Source organism: Lentzea sp. NPDC060358, assembly GCF_042725365.1.
Lineage (GTDB): Bacteria > Actinomycetota > Actinomycetes > Mycobacteriales > Pseudonocardiaceae > Lentzea.
The window spans coordinates 20,011-38,331 of the sequence record NZ_JBHXCW010000011.1 but is presented as its reverse complement, the minus strand read 5'-3'; the positions used below and the strand labels follow the sequence as shown (position 1 = coordinate 38,331).

10 protein-coding genes are annotated in these 18,321 nt (G+C 72.3%); 9 read left to right on the top strand and 1 reads right to left on the bottom strand.

The genetic code is table 11. From position 1 onward, the window contains the following. The first annotated feature begins 173 nt into the window (after positions 1–173). From ACFWGZ_RS04160 to ACFWGZ_RS04120, 9 genes are all read left to right on the top strand, one after another. Positions 174–2,864 carry a glycoside hydrolase family 3 C-terminal domain-containing protein gene (locus ACFWGZ_RS04160; protein WP_382449989.1) on the top strand — a complete coding sequence of 897 codons (2,691 nt, stop codon included), beginning with the start codon at positions 174–176 and terminating at the stop codon, positions 2,862–2,864. A 16-nt stretch (positions 2,865–2,880) separates the two neighbouring features. Then, a complete protein-coding gene (locus ACFWGZ_RS04155) occupies positions 2,881–3,876 on the top strand; it encodes a LacI family DNA-binding transcriptional regulator (RefSeq protein WP_382449988.1) in 996 nt (331 codons plus the stop codon). Positions 3,877–3,938: 62 nt separating this feature from the next. After that, positions 3,939–5,918, top strand: a complete 1,980-nt coding sequence (locus ACFWGZ_RS04150; protein WP_382449987.1) for a TIM-barrel domain-containing protein — start codon at positions 3,939–3,941, stop codon at positions 5,916–5,918. Between the two features lies 1 nt (position 5,919). Further along, positions 5,920–7,563, top strand: a complete 1,644-nt coding sequence (locus ACFWGZ_RS04145; RefSeq protein ID WP_382449986.1) for an extracellular solute-binding protein — start codon at positions 5,920–5,922, stop codon at positions 7,561–7,563. Further along, positions 7,550–8,467: an ABC transporter permease gene (locus ACFWGZ_RS04140; protein WP_382449985.1), complete on the top strand. Its 918-nt coding sequence runs from the start codon at positions 7,550–7,552 to the stop codon at positions 8,465–8,467. Before ACFWGZ_RS04145 ends, ACFWGZ_RS04140 begins: the two co-directional genes overlap by 14 nt. Then, on the top strand, positions 8,464–9,429 hold the full coding sequence (locus ACFWGZ_RS04135) for a carbohydrate ABC transporter permease (RefSeq protein ID WP_382449984.1): 966 nt from the start codon (positions 8,464–8,466) through the stop codon (positions 9,427–9,429). The genes ACFWGZ_RS04140 and ACFWGZ_RS04135 overlap by 4 nt, the downstream gene beginning before the upstream one ends. A 3-nt stretch (positions 9,430–9,432) precedes the next feature. Next, positions 9,433–11,394, top strand: coding sequence for a beta-galactosidase (locus ACFWGZ_RS04130; protein WP_382449983.1), 1,962 nt, complete (start codon positions 9,433–9,435; stop codon positions 11,392–11,394). 173 nt (positions 11,395–11,567) lie between these two features. Next, a complete protein-coding gene (locus tag ACFWGZ_RS04125; protein ID WP_382449982.1) occupies positions 11,568–13,835 on the top strand; it encodes a cellulase family glycosylhydrolase in 2,268 nt (755 codons plus the stop codon). A gap of 142 nt (positions 13,836–13,977) precedes the next feature. Next, positions 13,978–17,073, top strand: coding sequence for a family 78 glycoside hydrolase catalytic domain (locus ACFWGZ_RS04120; protein ID WP_382449981.1), 3,096 nt, complete (start codon positions 13,978–13,980; stop codon positions 17,071–17,073). Positions 17,074–17,082: 9 nt separating this feature from the next. On the opposite strand, the gene ACFWGZ_RS04115 is transcribed toward ACFWGZ_RS04120, so the two are convergent. Continuing rightward, the gene (locus ACFWGZ_RS04115) at positions 17,083–18,312 is read right to left on the bottom strand and encodes an SGNH/GDSL hydrolase family protein (protein WP_382449980.1); all 1,230 of its coding nucleotides are present in this window, start codon (positions 18,310–18,312) and stop codon (positions 17,083–17,085) included. Positions 18,313–18,321: the final 9 nt, after the last annotated feature.

Here is an 18,321-nt window from a genome sequence, read left to right as displayed (position 1 = left end):
GCGCTTTCCGCAGCGAAGCGTCGAATCGGCGGGCCGTTCGACAGAAAGTCCGTCGAACACGTCGAAACGCCGTTCGCACGCCTTGACGGCCCGTCGCGGACCGTGCCACGTTCGGGAGGTCCGGTCGAAGCGATTCGACTGCGTCTCGACGACGGGAAGGGCGTGCCTCCAGCATGGAAGAACCGCCTTTCCGCGACCGCGACCTACCACCGGCGCAGCGCGTGGCGGACCTGCTCGCGAGGCTCACCACCGCCGAGAAGATCGGCTTGCTGCACCAGTGGCAGCCGCCGGTGCCCCGGCTCGGCATTGCGGCCTTCCGCACCGGCACCGAGGCGCTGCACGGTGTCGCGTGGCTGGGGCGCGCGACGGTGTTCCCGCAGGCCATCGGCCTCGCGAGCACGTGGAACCCGGAGCTCGTGCGGGCGGTCGGCGACGCGACGGGCACCGAGGTGCGCGGCCTGCACCACAAGGACCCGGTGGCGCACGGCCTCAACGTCTGGGCGCCGGTGGTGAACCCGCTGCGCGACCCGCGCTGGGGCCGCAACGAGGAGGGCTACTCCGAGGACCCGCTGCTCACGTCGGTGATGGGCACCGCGTACGCGCGCGGCCTGCGCGGCGACCACCCGGTGTACCTCAAGACCGCGCCGACGCTGAAGCACTTCCTGGGCTACAACAACGAGACCGACAGGTGCACCACGTCGTCGTCGCTGCGGGCCCGCGTGCTGCACGAGTACGAGCTGCCGTGCTTCCGCGGGCCGGTCGAGGCGGGTGCCGCAGTGGCGGTCATGCCGTCGTACAACCTCGTCAACGGCCGCCCGGCGCACCTCGCGCCGCAGATCGAGGACCACCTGCGGCGCTGGGGCGACGTCGCGGTGGTCAGCGACGCCTGGGCACCGTCGAACGTCGCCGGCGAGCAGGCCTACCACCCCGACGACGTGACGGCGCACGCCGCGCTGCTCCGGGCGGGCCTCGACAGCTTCACCGACCACGACGCCGACCCGTCGGTCACCACCGGCCACCTCGCCGAGGCGCTGGCCCGCGGGCTGATCACCGAGGACGACGTGGACCGCGCGGCCGGCCGGCTGCTGGCGCTGCGGGTGCGGCTCGGCGAGTTCGACCCGCCGGAGGGGAACCCGTTCGCCGCCATCACCGAGGACGTGGTCGACGCCCCCGAGCACCGCGCGCTGGCGCTGGAGGCGGCCAGGCAGTCGATCGTGCTGCTCAAGAACGACGCCCTGCTGCCGCTCGCGCAGGGCGGGAGGATCGCCGTCATCGGCGCGCACGCGTCCGTCCTGTTCGAGGACTGGTACAGCGGCACCTTGCCCTACTCCGTCACGCCGCTCGACGGCATCACGTCCCTCCACAGTGGAGAGACGACGTTCGCCGAGGGCCTCGACCGGATCGCGGCGGTGGGGGACGAGCGCGGGTACGACCTGGCCGAGTGGGGCGGGGGCGTCGTGACGCTGCGGGACCCGCGCACCGGCCGCTACCTGGCTTCGTCACCGGACGGCGCCGTGGTCGCCGAACGCACGATGCCCGGCGGCTGGGAGGTCCGCGAGCTGTTCGAGCTGACGCACCTCGACGACGGCACCTGCCTGCTGCGCAACACCGTGCTCGGCCGCTACCTCGCCCTCGGCCGGTTCGTCGACGACGCGGCCGACGCCACGCGGTGGCGGGTCGAACGGACCGGCGTCGCGGAGGCCGTGGCACTCGCCGGGGCCGCCGACGTCGCGGTCGTCGTGGTGGGCAACGACCCGCACATCAACGGCCGCGAGACCCAGGACCGCACGACCCTGGACCTGCCGTCCGCGCAGACCGAGCTGGTCCGCGCGGTGCGGCGGGCCAACCCGCGCACCGTGCTGGTCGTCGTCAGCAGCTACCCGTACGCGCTGGTGGAGGAGGACGAGCACGTCCCCTCGATCCTGTGGTCCTCGCACGGCGGCCAAGAGCTCGGGCGCGCGCTCGCCGAGGTGCTGTTCGGTGCGGTGTCGCCGTCCGGGCGGCTCACCCAGACCTGGTACCGCGGCACCGGCCAGCTCCCGGACCTGCTCGACTACGACGTCCTCGGGGCGCGGTCGACCTACCTCCACTTCGAGGGCGACCCGCTCTACGAGTTCGGTCACGGGCTGAGCTACACCCGGTTCTCCTACGGCCCCCTGGTCTCCTCCGCGGCCACCGTGCGGCAGGGCGAGCGGTTCGAGGTCTCGGTCGAGGTCACCAACTCCGGTGACCGGCCGGGCGCCGAGGTCGTGCAGCTCTACGACAGCCAGCGGGAGTCGCGCGTCCCGCAGCCGTCGCGGAAGCTGATCGCGTTCGACCGCGTGCACCTCGCGCCGGGGGAGAGCCGCGTGGTGCGGTTCCCGTTGAACGGCGGGCTCTTCTGGCACTGGGACGTCGTGAGCGACCAGCCGGTGGTCGAGACCTCCGCGCACGACCTGTGGATCGGGCCGTGGACGCGGGCCCGCACCGAGATCCGCGTGATCGGCGAGGAGACCGGCCTGCGCGGCGAGCACCTGCGCGCCGAGCTCTTCGACGACTGCGCCGGGGTGGTCCTCGCCGACGAGACCCGGGAACGCGGCACCGTCGTCGAGAGCACCGAGGCGGGCGGCTGGATCCTGCTCGGCGACGTGCTGGTCGACGAGCGCGCCACCCACTGCACGGCGCGGGTCGCCGGAGCGGGCGGCGAGCTGGTCCTGAGAACCGGCGGCGAGGTGCGGTGCACGGTCACCGTGCCCGCCGGCGACCCGTACGAGTGGCGCGACATCCGCGTACCGGTGACCTGGAACCCCGGGGTGCACGACGTCGTCGTCGTGTTCGGCTCGCCCGGAACCCGGCTCGCCTCGGTCGAGATCGGTCGGACGTGAACCCGGAGGTGCCGGTGTGGTCACCATCGCGGACGTGGCGAGGCACGCCGGAGTCGCGCCCAGCACCGTCTCCTACGTGCTGACCGGCAAGCGGTCGATCTCGCCGCAGACCCGGTCCAAGGTCAGGGAGAGCATCCGGCTGCTCGGCTACCACCCGCACGCCGGGGCGCGGGCGCTCGCGAGCAGCAGGGCGAACGTCGTGGCGCTGGTGCTGCCGCTGCGGCCCGGCGTGCACCTGCCCGTGCTGATGCGGTTCGTGACCGCGGTGGTCACCACGGCCCGCCGCCACGACATGGACGTCCTGCTGGTGACGGCCGACCAGGGCGCGGAGGGGTTGCGGCGGGTCGCCGGCAGCGCCCAGGCCGACGGGTTCCTGGTGATGGACGTGGAGCTCGACGACGACCGGGTCCCGCTGCTGCGCCAGATGGCCCAGCCGTCCGTCCTCATCGGACGCCCGGCCGCGGTCAAGGGGCTGATCTGCGTCGACCTCGACTTCGAGGCGGCGGGCGCACGGTGCGTCGACCACCTCGCCGACCTCGGCCACCGCCACGTCGGCTTCCTCGGCGCCCCGAGCGTGGTCTACCAGCGCAACACCGGGTACGCGCAGCGCACGATGGCGGGGTTCGGCGCGGCGGCCATGCGCCGCGGCATCGCCTCGACCGCGCTGCCCGCCGAGGACGACTACGAGTCGGTGCTGACGTCGTTGCGCGCCATGCTGCGCGCGCAACCCGCGATGACCGCGCTGGTCGTGCACAACGAGGCGACGCTCGGCTGGGTCACGGCGGGCCTGCGCGCCCTGGGGCGCAAGGTCCCCGACGACGTCGCGGTCGTCGCCATCTGCCCGGACGAGTACGCGGAGCAGCTCCAGCTGACGTCCGTGCAGCTGCCCGCGGAGGAGCTGGGGCGGCAGGCCATGGAGCTCCTCGTCGGGCGCCTCAACGGCCTGCAGACGCCACCGCTGACGCTGCTCGCCCCCAAGCTCGTCAGCCGCGCGAGCACGGCACCCCGCTGACCGGTCCGCGGCGACTCCGGCGCGCGGGTCGTCGAAACGCTTCGACAGAGACGAGGTGAGGCATGTTCCGCGAGATCGCCCAGGGCCTGGAGTGGCGCCAAGGGCACCAGGTGCTGCGAGTCGAGGCGTGGGGCCCGGACAGCGTCCGCGTGCGGGCGGGTCTGGCGGTCGTGCGCGACGGCATCCGGGGTGCGCTGCTGGAACGCCCGTCCAGCCGGGCCGAGTGCAAGATCGGCGCGGACTCCGCGGTGCTCGTCGTCGGCGCCCTGCGGGTCGAGCTGGGCGACGGCGTGGTCCGCTTCGTCCGCGAGGACACCCAGCAGGAGCTGCTCGCCGAGGAACCGATCCACTTCTGGTGGCCGGGACCGCGCCTGTTCACCGCCACCGGCAACGGCTACCACCGCGTCGAGCAGAACTTCCGCTCCTACGACGGGGAGCGGTTCTTCGGCCTCGGCCAGCACCAGCACGGCCTGCTCGACCAGAAGGGCGCCGTCGTCGAACTGGTGCAGCGCAACGCCGAGGTGAGCGTCCCGCTGCTGGTGTCGAGCCGCGGCTACGGGCTGCTGTGGAACACGCCCGCGGTCGGCAGGGTCGAGCTCGGCCGCACCGCCACGCGCTGGGTCTCCGACAGCGCCCGGCAGATCGACTACTGGTTCACCGCCGGCCGGCCCGCCGAGGTGCTGGAGCGCTACGCCGGCGTCACCGGGCACCCGCCGCTGCTGCCGGCGTGGGCGGCCGGGTTCTGGCAGAGCAAGCTGCGCTACCGGTCGCAGGAGGAGCTGCTGGAGGTCGCGCGCGAGCACCACCGCCGCGGGCTGCCGCTGTCGGTGATCGTCGCGGACTTCTTCCACTGGACGCACCTGGGGGAGTGGCGGTTCGACCCGGCCGAGTGGCCGGACCCCGCCGCGGCCGTGCGGGAGCTGGACGAGCTGGGCGTCAAGCTGATGGTCTCGGTGTGGCCGTCGGTGAGCCCGCTGTCCGAGCACTACGCGACGATGCTCGACCGGGGCCTGTTCCTCGCGACGGAGCAGGGACCGCCGGTGCACGCCGACTGGCCCGACAAGGGCGTCGCCGAGGACGTCGGGGTGTCGTTCTACGACCCGTCGAACCCGGACGCCCGCGCGTTCGTCTGGGAGCAGGTCAGGGAGAACTACTTCCGGCACGGCATCCGCGTCTGGTGGCTCGACGCGTGCGAGCCGGAGCTCAAGCCGGGCACCCCGCAGAACCTGCTGACGCACGCGGGACCGGGCCTCGAGGTGATCAACGCCTATCCCGCGGACAACGCGCGGGCGTTCTGGGACGGCATGCGCGCCGAGGGCGAGACGGAGATCATCAGCCTCTGCCGGTCGGCGTGGGCGGGCAGCCAGCGCTACGGGGCCGCGTTGTGGTCCGGCGACATCCCCGCCACGTTCGACGCGCTGGGCCGCCAGGTCCGGGCCGGCCTCAACGTCGCGCTGAGCGGCATCCCGTGGTGGACCACGGACATCGGCGGGTTCCACGGCGGCGACCCCGAGTCGCCCGAGTACCGCGAGCTGATCGTGCGCTGGTTCCAGTACGGCGTGTTCTGCCCGCTGTTCCGCCTGCACGGCTACCGCGAGCCCGGCATGAGCCTCGGGCCGCTGATGACCGGCGGTCCCAACGAGGTCTGGTCGTACGGGCCGGAGGCCTACGAGCTGATCAGCGGGCTGCTGTGGCTGCGCGAGCGGTTGCGGCCGTACCTGATGGACCAGATGCGCGTCGCCCACGAGCGCGGCCTCCCGCCGATGCGGCCGCTCTTCGTCGACTTCCCGGACGACGAGGCGGCGTGGGCGGTCGAGGACCAGTTCCTGCTCGGTCCCGACCTGCTGGTGGCACCGGTCTGCGCCGCGGGGGTGCGCGAGCGCGACGTCGTGCTGCCCGAAGGTCCTCGGTGGACGGACGCGTGGACCGGCGAGACGTTCGCGGGTGGCCGGACGGTGCGGGTGGCCGCGCCGCTGGACCGCATCCCGCTGTTCCTGCGCGACGGCGCGGAACTCCCCATCTCTGGCGCGAAGGAGAAGTGACGTGTCCGGTGAGAAAGGCATCGACCGGAGAGGTTTCCTGGGACTGGTCGGCGCGGGCGTGCTCGCGACGGCGGCCGGCGGCTGCGGCTCCCCGCCCGCCCCGCGCACCGGAACGGCGCTCGGCGGTGCCGAGCTCGCGGGCGTGCTGCCCGCCCACGTCCCGCTCGAGTTCGCGAAACCGGACCTCGCGGGCGTCGGCGGCTCCCCGGCGGCCTACCTGAAGTACCCGGGGCAGCTCGTCCAGGCGATCGGGGACACACCCGGCTCCGGCGGCCAGGTCACCGCGATGACGCCGTCGTTCTGGCCGGTGCCACCGGGCCTGGGGCAGAACGCCTACTACGGCGCGGTGAACGCGAAGCTCGGCGCCACGATCAAGTTCGAGCAGGTCAGCGGCAACGACTTCCGGCAGAAGCTGTCCGCGATGATGGCGGCGCGGCAGGTGCCCGAGATCGTCGTGATGCCGTCGTTCACGATCCCCGCCCGCTTCACCGAGGGCGTCGGCACGGTGTTCACCGACCTCACCGACCTGCTCAAGGGCGACGAGGTGCGCAAGTACCCGATGCTCGCGAACATCTCCACCGACGACTGGCTGGGCTGCGCGTTCAACAAGCGGCTCTACGGGGTGCCGTTCCCCGGCTCGCTCTTCGCCGAGACGATCTACTACCGCAGCGACCTCTTCGAGCAGCTGGGCGTCGCACCGCCCAAGTCGGCGGCGGAGTTCGAGCAGCTGTGCAAGAAGATCACCGACCCCGCCGCGAACCGGTGGGCGCTCGGGGACGTCTTCCGCGCGATGGTGCGCATGTTCGGCGGCCAGGGCGACTGGAGCCGCGACTCGTCGGGCAAGGTCGTCAACCAGCTCGAGACCCAGGCTTACACCGAGGCCGTGAAGTTCACCCGGTCGCTGTGCGCCGCCGGCTACGCCCACCCCGACTACGTCTCCGGCGGCCTGTCCGGCACCAGCAAGCACAAGGACCTCTTCGCCAACGGCCAGATGCTGGTGATGCAGGACGGCGTCGGCGCGTGGAAGGAGATGCTGGCCGCGCAACGGCCGTCGAACCCGTCGTTCGGCATGGCCGCCATGCCGCTGTTCCACCACGACGGGGGCAAGCCGTCCTATCCGGCGGCCACGCCCACCAGCATGATCACGATGTTCCGCAAGGACCTCTCGAAGGACCGGGTCGAGGAGCTGCTGCGGATCACGAACTTCGCGGCGAGCCCGATCGGCACGCAGGAGTACCACCTCGTCAACTACGGCACCGAGGGCACGCACAGCACCCGTGACTCCCGGGGTGAACCGTCGCTGACCGACCTGGGGCGCAGGGAGATCACCCTCACGTACGGGTTCTTCGCCGGTCCGCCGCCGATCATCACCAACCCCGCCTACCCGGACTTCGTGAAGGCCCAGCACGCCTGGTACGCCGACACGTTCTCGCACCGCACGACGCCGCTCGAGTTCGGCCTCAAGGTCGACGAGCCCGCGGAGTACTCCAAGCTCGCCCAGGAGTTCCAGGACAAGACGATGGACATCGTGTTCGGCCGCACGCCGGTCTCCGAGGTCGGCAAGCTGGCCGAGGACTGGCGGCGCGAGGGCGGTGACCGGCTCCGCGAGTTCCACACGAAGGTGCTGGCCGATGCGGGGCGCTGAGACGCTGACCCGCCGGCTGCGGCGCGACTGGCCGCTGCTCGCGATGGTGGCGCCCGCGATCGCGGTGTACGTGGTGTTCCACTACGTGCCGTTGCTGGGCAACGTGATCGCGTTCCAGAGCTACTCGCCCTACACCGGCATCGGTGCCAGCCCGTTCGTCGGCCTCTACAACTTCGAGCGGATCCTCACCGACCCGGGGTTCTGGCAGGCCGCCGTCAACACCGTCACCATCACGCTGTTCCAGCTGGTGTTCTACTTCCCGGTGCCGGTCCTGCTGGCGCTGCTGCTGCACAGCCTGCTCAGCGCCCGGCTGCGGATGCTGGTGCAGAGCGTGGTCTACCTGCCGCACTTCTTCTCGTGGGTGCTGGTGATCACGCTCTTCCAGCAGGTGCTCGGCGGCACCGGGGCGGTCAACACGTTCCTGCGCGCGCAGGGGGCGCAGCCGCTCGACATCATGAACGACCCGGACCTGTTCCTCGGGCTCGTCACGCTGCAGTCGGTGTGGAAGGACGCGGGCTGGGGCACGATCATCTTCCTCGCCGCGCTGTCCACCGTGGACTCGAGCCTGTACGAGGCGGCGGCGGTCGACGGGGCCGGGCGGTGGCGCAGGCTCTGGCACGTGACGCTGCCCGCGCTCGTGCCGGTGGTCGTCCTGCTGCTGATCCTGCGCCTCGGCGACGCGCTGAGCGTGGGCTTCGAGCAGTTCCTGCTGCAACGCGACGCGGTCGGCGCGGACACGGCGGAGGTGCTCGACACGTACGTCTACTTCACCGGCGTGGTCAACAACGACTGGTCGTACGCGGCCGCCGCCGGGCTGGTCAAGGGTGTCGTGGGGCTGCTGCTCATCGTGGGCGCGAACAAGCTCGCGCACGTGTTCGGCCAGGCGGGGGTGTACCAGCGGTGAGCGGCGCGGTGTGGGAGAAGCCGGTCGACCGCGTCGCCGCGAGGGCGGGGCGGCCCGCCGCTCGCGCCCGGCGCCGGCCGGTGTGGGAGGAGGAACCGACCCCGCTCGGCCGCGCGGCGAAGGGCGTGGTCGTGGCCGTCGTCGTGCTGGCCGTGCTCTTCCCGCTCTACGTGGTGGTGCTGACGAGCGTCTCGCCGCAGGCCGCCATCACCGAGGCGGGCGGGCTGGTGGTCGTGCCGGACGGGTTCAGCCTCGCCGCCTACTCCGAACTGCTGGCCGGCGGCGTGGTGAGCAGGGCGGTGCTGGTCAGCACCGGGATCACGGCCGTGGGCACGGTGTTCAGCACCGCGCTGACGCTGCTCGCGGCGTACGGGCTGTCGCGGCCGGGGTCGTTCGCGCACCGGCCGCTGCTGTTCGTGGTGCTGCTGACGTTCCTGTTCGGTCCGGGCATGATCCCGACGTACCTGCTCGTCAGCTCGCTGGGCCTGCTCGACACCTACGCGGCGCTGGTGCTGCCCGGCGCGGTGGCGGCGTTCAACCTCGTGGTGCTGCGGTCGTTCTTCCTGTCGATCCCTCAGGAGCTCGTGGACAGCGCGCGCATCGACGGCGCGAGCGAGTTCGGCATCCTGCGCCGGATCGTGCTGCCGCTGTCGAAGGCGGTCACCGCGGTGATCGCGCTGTTCTACGCGGTCGGCTACTGGAACGCGTTCTTCTCCGCGTTCCTCTACCTGAACACGCCGGAGAAGTGGCCGTTGCAGCTCGTGCTGCGGCAGTACGTCCTGCAGGGCCAGCCGATTCCCGGCACCGGCGGGGAGGCGGTGATCGAGGGCGCCGCGCCGCTGCCGACGCTCGCGGTGAAGATGGCCGTCGTCGTGATCGCCGTCGTGCCGGTGCTGGTCGTGTACCCGTTCGTGCAGAAGCACTTCACCAAGGGCGTCATCCTCGGCGCCGTGAAGGGGTGAGCCGTGCCGGAGCTGTCCGACGTCACGCGCGGCCGCCTGGTCCACGGCGGCGACTACAACCCGGAGCAGTGGCCGGAGGAGGTGTGGCCCGCCGACGCCCGGCTGATGCGGGAAGCCGGGATCACCCTGGTGAACGTCGGCGTGTTCGCGTGGGGCCGGCTGGAGCCGTCGCCGGGCTCGTTCGACTTCGGCTGGCTCGACCGGGTGCTGGACCTGCTGCACGACAACGGGATCGCCGTCGGCCTCGCGACCCCGACCGCCTCCCCGCCGCCGTGGATGAGCGTGCGGCACCCGGACGCGCTGATGGTGACGGACCGGGGCGTGCGGATGTCGCACGGGTCGCGCAACCACTTCTGCCCGTCGTCGCCGGTCTACCGGCGCCACGCCGTCCGGATCGTCACCGAGCTGGCCCGCCGGTACGGGTCGCACCCGGCGCTGGCGCTGTGGCACGTGAACAACGAGTACTGCGAGGTCTGCTTCTGCGACGGGACGGCCGCGCACTTCCGCCGGTGGCTCGCGGCGAAGTACGCCACGCTGGAGGCGCTGAACGACGCGTGGGCGACGGCGTTCTGGAGCCAGCACCACGGGCAGTGGGAGGAGGTCGTGCCGCCGCGCGCCGCGCCGTACCTGCGCAACCCGACCCAGGTGCTGGACTTCCGGCGGTTCTGCTCGGACGCGCTGCTGGAGTGCTTCCACGCCGAACGCGCCGTGCTGCGCGAGATCACGCCGGACGTGCCGGTCACGACGAACTTCATGGGACTGCACGCGCCGCTCGACTACTGGCGGGCGGCCGCCGGGCAGGACTTCGTGTCGCACGACTGGTACCCGGACTTCGAAGATCCGTCGTCGCACGTCGACAGCGCGCTGAGCTTCGACCTGATGCGCGGGCTGGGCCGCGGCCCGTGGTTGCTGATGGAGCAGTCGCCGAGCGCGGCCCGCGGTCCGCGCCGGCCGCCGGGCCAGCTGCGGGCGCAGTCGATGCAGGCGGTCGCGCGCGGGGCCGACGGGATCTGCTACTTCCAGTGGCGCGCTTCCCGTGCGGGCGCCGAGAAGTTCCACTCCGGGGTGGTGCCGCACCGGGGACCGGAGAGCCGGGTGTTCCGCGAGGTCGCCGCGCTCGGCGAGGACCTCGCGGCGTTGTCCGGTGTCGTCGGTGCGCCCGTGCCCGCCAGGGTGGCGATCCTGGTGGACTGGGACACCTGGTGGGCGGTCGGCGACGAGCACGTGCCCGCGCGGATCTCGCTGCTCGGGCGCCTGCGCGACTTCTACGCGCCGCTGTGGCGGCTGGGGGTCGTGGCGGACTTCGTGCGGCCGTCGGACGACCTGTCCGGGTACCGGCTCGTGCTCGCCCCGAACCTCTACCTGCTCACCGACGCGGCCGCCACCTCGATCCGGTCCTGTGTGGAGGGTGGCGGCACGTTCGTCCTGGGCTTCTTCTCCGGTGTGGTCGACGAGAACGACCACGTGCGGCTGGGCGGCTCCCCGGCGCTGCTGCTCGACGTGATGGGGGTGTGCGTCTCCGAGTTCCTGCCGCAGAGCGGGACGCTGACGTGCTCGTCGGACCTGCTCGGCCCGTTCACCGCGGACTTCTGGGCCGACGACCTGGAGGTCACGACGGCGTCGGTGGTCGCCGAGGTGGCCGAGGGGGAGCTGGCGGGCATGCCGGTCGTGCTGCGCAACGCGTTCGGCGGCGGCACGGCCTGGTACGTGGCGACCAGACCGTCCGCCGAGGCGATGCGGGCGCTGCTCGCGCACGTCGCGTCGTCGGCGGGGATCGAGCTGTCGCCGCAGCCCGAGGGGGTCGAGGTGGTGCGGCGGGGCGACCACCTGTTCCTGCTCAACCACCGGACCGAACCCGCGGAGGTGGCCGTGGACGGCACCCGCACCGACCTGCTGACCGGAGAACGGGTGAGCGGCAAGGCGTTCCTGCCCCGCTACGGCGTGCGAGTGCTGAGAACCGGCTGAGGCGATCTGTCCTGCCGGACAAGCCGACGTCGTGGGGATGTCCGCTGCGGACAGGTTGCCGCGGTGGGCCAACCGGCGGTGTCGTCCGGTCATCGGCTGGCTAGGGTCCGGTTCTGGGAGCGCTCCCGGAAATCGGACGTACACATCGGCGCAACATTTCCCAGGAGGTCGTCGTGACCTTGCGAACACTCAGGACGGTGATGGCGGGCCTGCTGCTCCTGGCCTGTGCACTCGTCGCCCCCGCCCCGGCCGGAGCCGCGGCGCCGGCCGAGGCGGCACCGGCGCGCGTGATGGCGCTGGGCGACTCCATCACCGGATCACCGGGCTGCTGGCGGGCACTGCTCTGGAAGCACCTGCAGGACACCGGGCACACCGGCGTCGACTTCGTCGGCTCGCTGCCCGCTCCGGGCTGCGGCTTCACCTACGACGGCGACAACGAGGGCCACGGCGGCATCCTCGCCACGAACATCGTGCGGGACAACCAGCTCCCCGGCTGGCTCTCCTCGGCGCGGCCGGACGTCGTGCTGATGCACCTGGGCACCAACGACGTGTGGAGCAACATCCCGGCGAGCACGATCCTCGGCGCCTACACCACGATGCTCGGGCAGATGCGGGCGAACAACCCCGCGGTCAAGCTCGTCGTCGCCCAGATCCTGCCGATGACGCCGTCGAACTGCTCGGCGTGCGCGCAGCGGGTCGTCGACCTCAACACCGCGATCCCCGGCTGGGCGCGGGCGAACAGCACGGCGGCCTCGCCGATCACCGTGGTCGACCAGTGGACCGGCTTCGACACGGCCGCGGACACCTCCGACGGCGTGCACCCCAACAACACCGGCAGCCAGAAGATCGAGGCCCGCTGGTACCCGGCCCTGGTCGCGGCCCTGGGCGCGCAGCCGGCCGCGACCGGCCTGCACGTCGAGGGGACGCGGGTCGTCGAGGCGAACGGCACCCCGTTCGTCCTGCGCGGCGTGAACCACGCGCACGTCTGGTACCAGTCGCAGACGCGCGCGTTCGCGGACATCAAGTCGTTCGGCGCCAACACGGTCCGCGTCGTGCTCGGCAGCGGGCAGCGGTGGGGACCGACCCCGGCGGCGGAGGTCTCGAGCGTCATCTCGCTGTGCAAGCAGTCGAAGCTGATCTGCGTGCTGGAGGTGCACGACACCACCGGCTACGGCGAGCAGAGCGGCGCGGCGACGCTCGACCAGGCGGCGACGTACTGGATCAGCGTGGCCGGTGCGTTGAAGGGCCAGGAGAACCACGTCGTCATCAACCTCGGCAACGAGCCGTTCGGCAACAACGCGACGGTGAGCGCCACCTGGGCGAGCGCGACGAGCAGCGCGATCAGCCGGCTGCGCGGCGCCGGGCTGCAGCACCTGCTGATGGCCGACGCGCCGATGTGGGGCCAGGACTGGGGCAACGTCATGCGCGACAACGCGGCCTCGGTGCTCGCCGCCGACCCGCAGCGCAACACCGTGTTCTCGATCCACATGTACGGCGTCTACAACACCGCGGACAAGGTCAACGCCTACTTCGACGCGTTCCGCACGGCCGGACTGCCCCTGGTCGTCGGCGAGTTCGGGCACAACCACAGCGACGGCGACCCGGACGAGGACACGATCATGGCCCAGGCGCAGGCCCGCGGGCTCGGGTACCTCGGCTGGTCGTGGAGCGGCAACAGCAGCGACGTCGCCTACCTCGACATGACGAACTCGTTCAACCCGGCGAGCCTCACCTCGTGGGGTGAGCGCTTCCTCAACGGTGCCAACGGTGTCCGCCAGACGTCGAAGGAGGCCACCATCTACGGCGGCGGTGGCGTTCCGGACACCCAGGCCCCGACCACCCCGGGCACTCCCGCGGCGTCGGCCGTGACGTCCACCGGCCTCGCGCTGAGCTGGGCCGCCTCCACCGACAACGTCGGCGTGACGGGCTACGACGTGCTGCGGGCGACGGGGAGCGGCTCGTTCGCGACGGTCGGCTCGGCCACCTCGGCCGGGTTCACCGACAGCGGCCTGACCCCGTCCACCACCTACCGGTACCAGGTGCGGGCGAAGGACGCGGCGGGCAACGTGTCGGCGGCGTCCGGCATCGTGTCGGCCACGACGAGCGCGGGCGGCGGCACCGGTGCGTGCAAGGTCGCCTACTCGGCCCAGAGCTGGAGCACCGGCTTCACGGCCGGCGTCACCATCACCAACACGGGCACCAGCGCGATCAACGGCTGGACGCTGGCGTTCGGCTTCACCGGCGGCCAGAAGGTCACCCAGCCCGGCTGGGGCGCGACGTTCGCCCAGTCGGGAGCCGCGGTCACCGCGACCAACCTCAGCTGGAACGGCTCGCTCGCACCGGGCGCGTCGACCGGCATCGGCTTCAACGGCACCCACAGCGGCTCCAACCCGGCGCCGTCGTCGTTCACACTCAACGGGAGCGCCTGCACCACCGGCTGACCACGGGTTTGCACGATTCAACAGGCTGTCCGAAGGTGGACAGCCTGTTGCTGTGCGCCTTGACACACCTCAACGCACCGAACACGCTGAGCCTCGCCGCAGCGATTGAAACGTTTCATCCAGCGACCAAGGTGGAGGCGACGTGCGCAGACGGGAGTTCCTCAGGACATCGGCGGCGGTCGGGCTGACCGCGACGGCCGTGCCGGCCGGGGTGGCCGAGGCCGCCGGCGAGGAGAAAGCCGGTGGTGTGCGCGTCGTGCGCACCACGGTCGAGTACGCGGAGACCCTGCTGGGCACCGACGTCACCGTGCCGCGCCTGGGCTGGGTGCTCGCCGCCGGGGGCACCGGCGCCCGGCAGACCGCCTACCAGGTCGAGGTCGGCACCGCGCCCGGCCGTGCCGACGTCTGGCAGTCCGGCCGGATCGCCTCCGACCGCACCACCCACATCGCCTACGCCGGCAAGGCGCTCCGGCCGCGCACCCGGTACCACTGGCGCGTGCGGGTGTGGGACGGCGCCGGTCGCCCCTCGGCGTGGAGCACGTCGAACTGGTGGGAGACCGCGCTGCTCGGCACGCCGTGGCAGGCCAGGTGGATCGGCGCCCCGGACACGTCGATCGGCTTCACCGGCGCCCGGTGGATCTGGTCGGACACCACCCCGGCGGCGAGCCGCTGGTTCCGCTTCGCGGCCGACCTGCCCGCCGGCGCGGTGCGGGCCCGGCTCGTGGCGACGGCCGACGACGACTTCACGTTGTACGTCAACGGAACCGAGGTTCTGCACGTGCCGCAGGAGGCCGACGTCTGGAAGGTGGGGCAGCGCGCGGACGTCACCGCGCTCGCGGGCCGGCGGATCGTGCTCGCGGCGCGGGCCACGAACCGGTCGGAGGGACCGGCCGGGTTCCTGCTGCGGCTGCTCGTCGACCTGCCCGACGGGCAGCGCGAGGTCGTCACCGGTCCCGGCTGGAAGGTCGCGGCCGCCGAGCAGCCCGGCTGGCAGGCCCCGGACTTCGACGACTCGGCGTGGGCGGCGGCGACCGTGCTGGACCCGTACGGCCAAGGCCCGTGGGGGTCGAACGTGACCGTGCGCGAGCAGCCGGCGCCGTTGCTGCGCAAGGAGTTCGCACTCGGCAAGCCGGTCAGGAGCGCCCGCCTGTACGTCTGCGGTCTCGCCTACCACGAGACCGAGATCAACGGCCGCCGCGTGGGCGACCGCGTGCTCGACCCCGGCTTCACCGACTACGACAACACCGTCCTGTACGCGACGCACGACGTCACCGGCCTGGTCCGGGCCGGCCGCAACGCGATCGGCGTGACGCTGGGCCGCGGGTTCTACGGCATGAAGACGCCGAACGCGTGGCGGTGGGAGTCGCCGCCGTGGCACGACGAACCGGTACTGCTGGCCCAGCTGGAGATCGACCACCCGGACGGCACCCGCACGACCATCGCCTCCGACGGGTCGTGGCGGCTCACCGACGGCCCGACGGTGTCGAACTCGCTCTACGCGGGCGAGACCTACGACGCCCGCCTCGCCCCGCGCGACTGGACCGAACCAGGCTTCGACGACTCGTCGTGGCAGACCGCACCCGTGCGGACGGCTCCCCGCGGCACGCTGAAAGCCCAGGAGCACGAACCGATCCGCGTGGTCGAGTCGGTCACGCCGGCCGTCAGCTCGCCGAAGGCCGGCGTGTTCGTCGCCGACATGGGCCGCACGATGTCCGGCTGGACGCAGCTCACCGCCACCGCGCCCGCCGGGACCGTGGTCCGCCTCAAGCACGGCGAGACCCTGAACGCCGACGGCACCGTGCGCATGGACAACCCGCTCGTCACCGGTGCCCGCTCCCAGCTCGACGAGTACGTCTGCGCCGGTGGCGAGGCGACCTGGGAACCGAGGTTCTCCTACAAGGGCTTCCGGTACGTCGAGGTGACCGGCCTGTCCGCGCCGCCGCGGCTGGTGGGCCGGGTGGTGCACTCCGACGTGCCGGCGGTGAGCACGTTCCGCTGCTCCGAGCCGTTGTTCGAGAAGTACGACGCCGCGATGCGCCGCACCGTCGCGAACAACCTGCACGGCATCCCGACCGACACCCCCACCTACGAGAAGAACGGCTGGACGGGCGACGCCCAGGTCGGCGCGCCCTCGATGCTGGCCGAGTTCGGCCTGGCGAGGTTCTTCACGAAGTGGCTCGGCGACCTCGCGGACAGCCAGGACGCGGCCGGGCAGCTGCCGGTGATCGTGCCGAGCGGCGGCTGGGGCTACCGGGAGCTGGCGCCCGCTCCCGAGTGGACGACCGTGTACCCGTTCGTGCTGCGCGAGATGTACCGCGTCTACGGCGACGACCGGCTCGCCTCGCGGCACTGGCCGGTGCTCACCCGGTACCTCGACTGGGAGATCGGCAGGCTGCGGGACGGCCTGGCCGTCACGGCGCTCGGCGACTGGCTGCCACCCGGCTCCGGCGGCATCCCGCCCGAGGACACCCGGCTGGGCGCGACCGCGTACCTGCACCGCGCGCTGCTGCAGACCGCCGAGCTGGGTGACGTGATCGGGACACCGGTCCCGCGCTACCGCGAGGTGGCGGCGGCCCTGCTGACCGAGTTCACCAGGACCTTCCTGGTCGACGGCTGCTACCGCACGGCGAAGGACCCGGACTACCGGCAGACGTCGAACGCGCTGCCGCTGGCGTTCGGGATGGTGCCCGCCGGGTCCGTGCAGACCGTGGCCGACCGGCTCGCGGCGGAGATCCGGGCCAACGGCGATCTCCTCGACGTCGGCTGCCTGGGCGCCAGCGTGCTGCTGCAGGTGCTGAGCGACCACGGGCACGCCGACGTCGCGCACGCCATGGCGGTCCAGCGGTCGTACCCGAACTGGGGCAACTGGTTCGAGAACGGCGCCGACACCATGTGGGAGATGTGGGACACGGGCACACGCTCGCGCAACCACTACTTCAAGGGCACGATCGTGCAGTGGCTCTACGAGCACGTCGCCGGGCTGCGACCGGGCGACGCGGGCTACCGCACGTTCACGGTCCGTCCGAACGCGACCGACGGCGTCTCGTGGGCACAGCTGGAGTTCGAGAGCGTGCGCGGCCGCATCGCCGTGGCGTGGACCAGGGTCGACGGCGTGCTGCGGCTGACCGTCGAGGTGCCCGTGGGGTCGACGGCCGAGGTGCACGTGCCGGGTGCCGGGGTCGTGCGGGTGGGGCACGGGCGCTGGAAGTTCGACGGTTCGCGGGCGGTGCCCGCCTGAGGACAGGCCCTAGCGGAACAACCGGAGCGGGACCGCCTGCGCGAGCATGCGGTACCCGTTCGGGTTGAGGTGCAGGTGGTCGCCGACGTCCGCGGCCGGCACGAGTTGCCGCGGCTGCGCCGGGTCGCGGACGGCGGCGTCGAAGTCGAGCACGGCGTCGAACCGGCGGCTCGTGCGGATCCAGCGGTTCACCGTCTGCCGCGCCACCTCGCGGTGACCGTCGGGGTCGTCGTAACCGTGCCCGCCGAAGGGCAGCAAGGTCGCGCCGTACACCTCGATGTCATGTGCGTGAGCCCGGTCGAGGACCTGCTCGTAGGCCGCGATCAGGTCCTCGGCGACGGCCTGCTGGGCGGCGGCGGTCGCGGCGGCCGTGCCGATGTCGTTGACGCCCTCGAACAGGACCAGCCACCGGACCCCGGTCTGCGCCAGCAGGTCGCGGTCCAGCCGGGCCAGCACGTTCGGGCCGAGCCCGTCGTCGAGCACGTGGTTGCCACCCGCCGCCTGGTTCAGCACCGGGACGGTCCGCAGGCGGTCGAAGAGCTGGTCGGGCCAGCGGTCGTTGCCGTTGGTGGTGGAGCCGCGGCCGTCGGTCAGCGAGTCGCCGATCACGACCACCGCGGAGGTCCGCGGGCGCAGGACCTCGACCCCGCTCAGGAAGTACCAGTGGTCGGTGGGCGTCGCGCCGGGCATCTCCACGGCCTGGGTGTGGTCGCCGGCGAGCAGGTGCGAGGTGGTGCGGGAACCGGGGTGCGAGGTGACCTGGCTGGACGCCTGACCGGTCGCGAGGTAGGCGGTGACGGTCAGGTTCGTGCCCGGTGCCACGGCGAAGTCCAGCGGATCGGACAACGCCGGCGCGCCCACTCGAACGTCCACCGAGGACCGCCCGCTGAACGTCACCCGCCGGGCACTGCCCGGCTCGACCGCGCTGACGCCGGCTTTCCCGTCCGCGGGAAGGGCGACGGTGACCGAGGTGAGCGGGAGAACGGTGCCACCGAACGCGTTGCTGAACCGCAGCCTGATCCGCCGGCCGCCGACGGTGACCCGCACGGTCTGGCGCAGGGTCGCGTCGGCCAGCACCAGCTCGCCGTCGGTGAACGGCGGTGGCGGCATGTTGTGCGGTTCGGTGAGCTGCGGCATCGCCGTCCAGGTGGTCACCCAGCGGTCGCCGGGAGCAGCCCGGGCGGCAGCCGGGGTGAGCGCACCCGTGACGGCCAGTCCCAGGAACGAGCGCCTGCGCATGCCGATCCG

What these genes read in the sequence shown, in the direction of transcription:
- ACFWGZ_RS04160 (WP_382449989.1), top strand. Translation starts at nt 174, where the DNA reads ATGGAAGAACCGCCTTTCCGCGACCGCGACCTACCACCGGCGCAGCGC.
- ACFWGZ_RS04150 (WP_382449987.1), top strand. Translation starts at nt 3,939, where the DNA reads ATGTTCCGCGAGATCGCCCAGGGCCTGGAGTGGCGCCAAGGGCACCAG.
- ACFWGZ_RS04140 (WP_382449985.1), top strand. Translation starts at nt 7,550, where the DNA reads ATGCGGGGCGCTGAGACGCTGACCCGCCGGCTGCGGCGCGACTGGCCG.
- ACFWGZ_RS04115 (WP_382449980.1), bottom strand. Translation starts at nt 18,312, where the DNA reads ATGCGCAGGCGCTCGTTCCTGGGACTGGCCGTCACGGGTGCGCTCACC.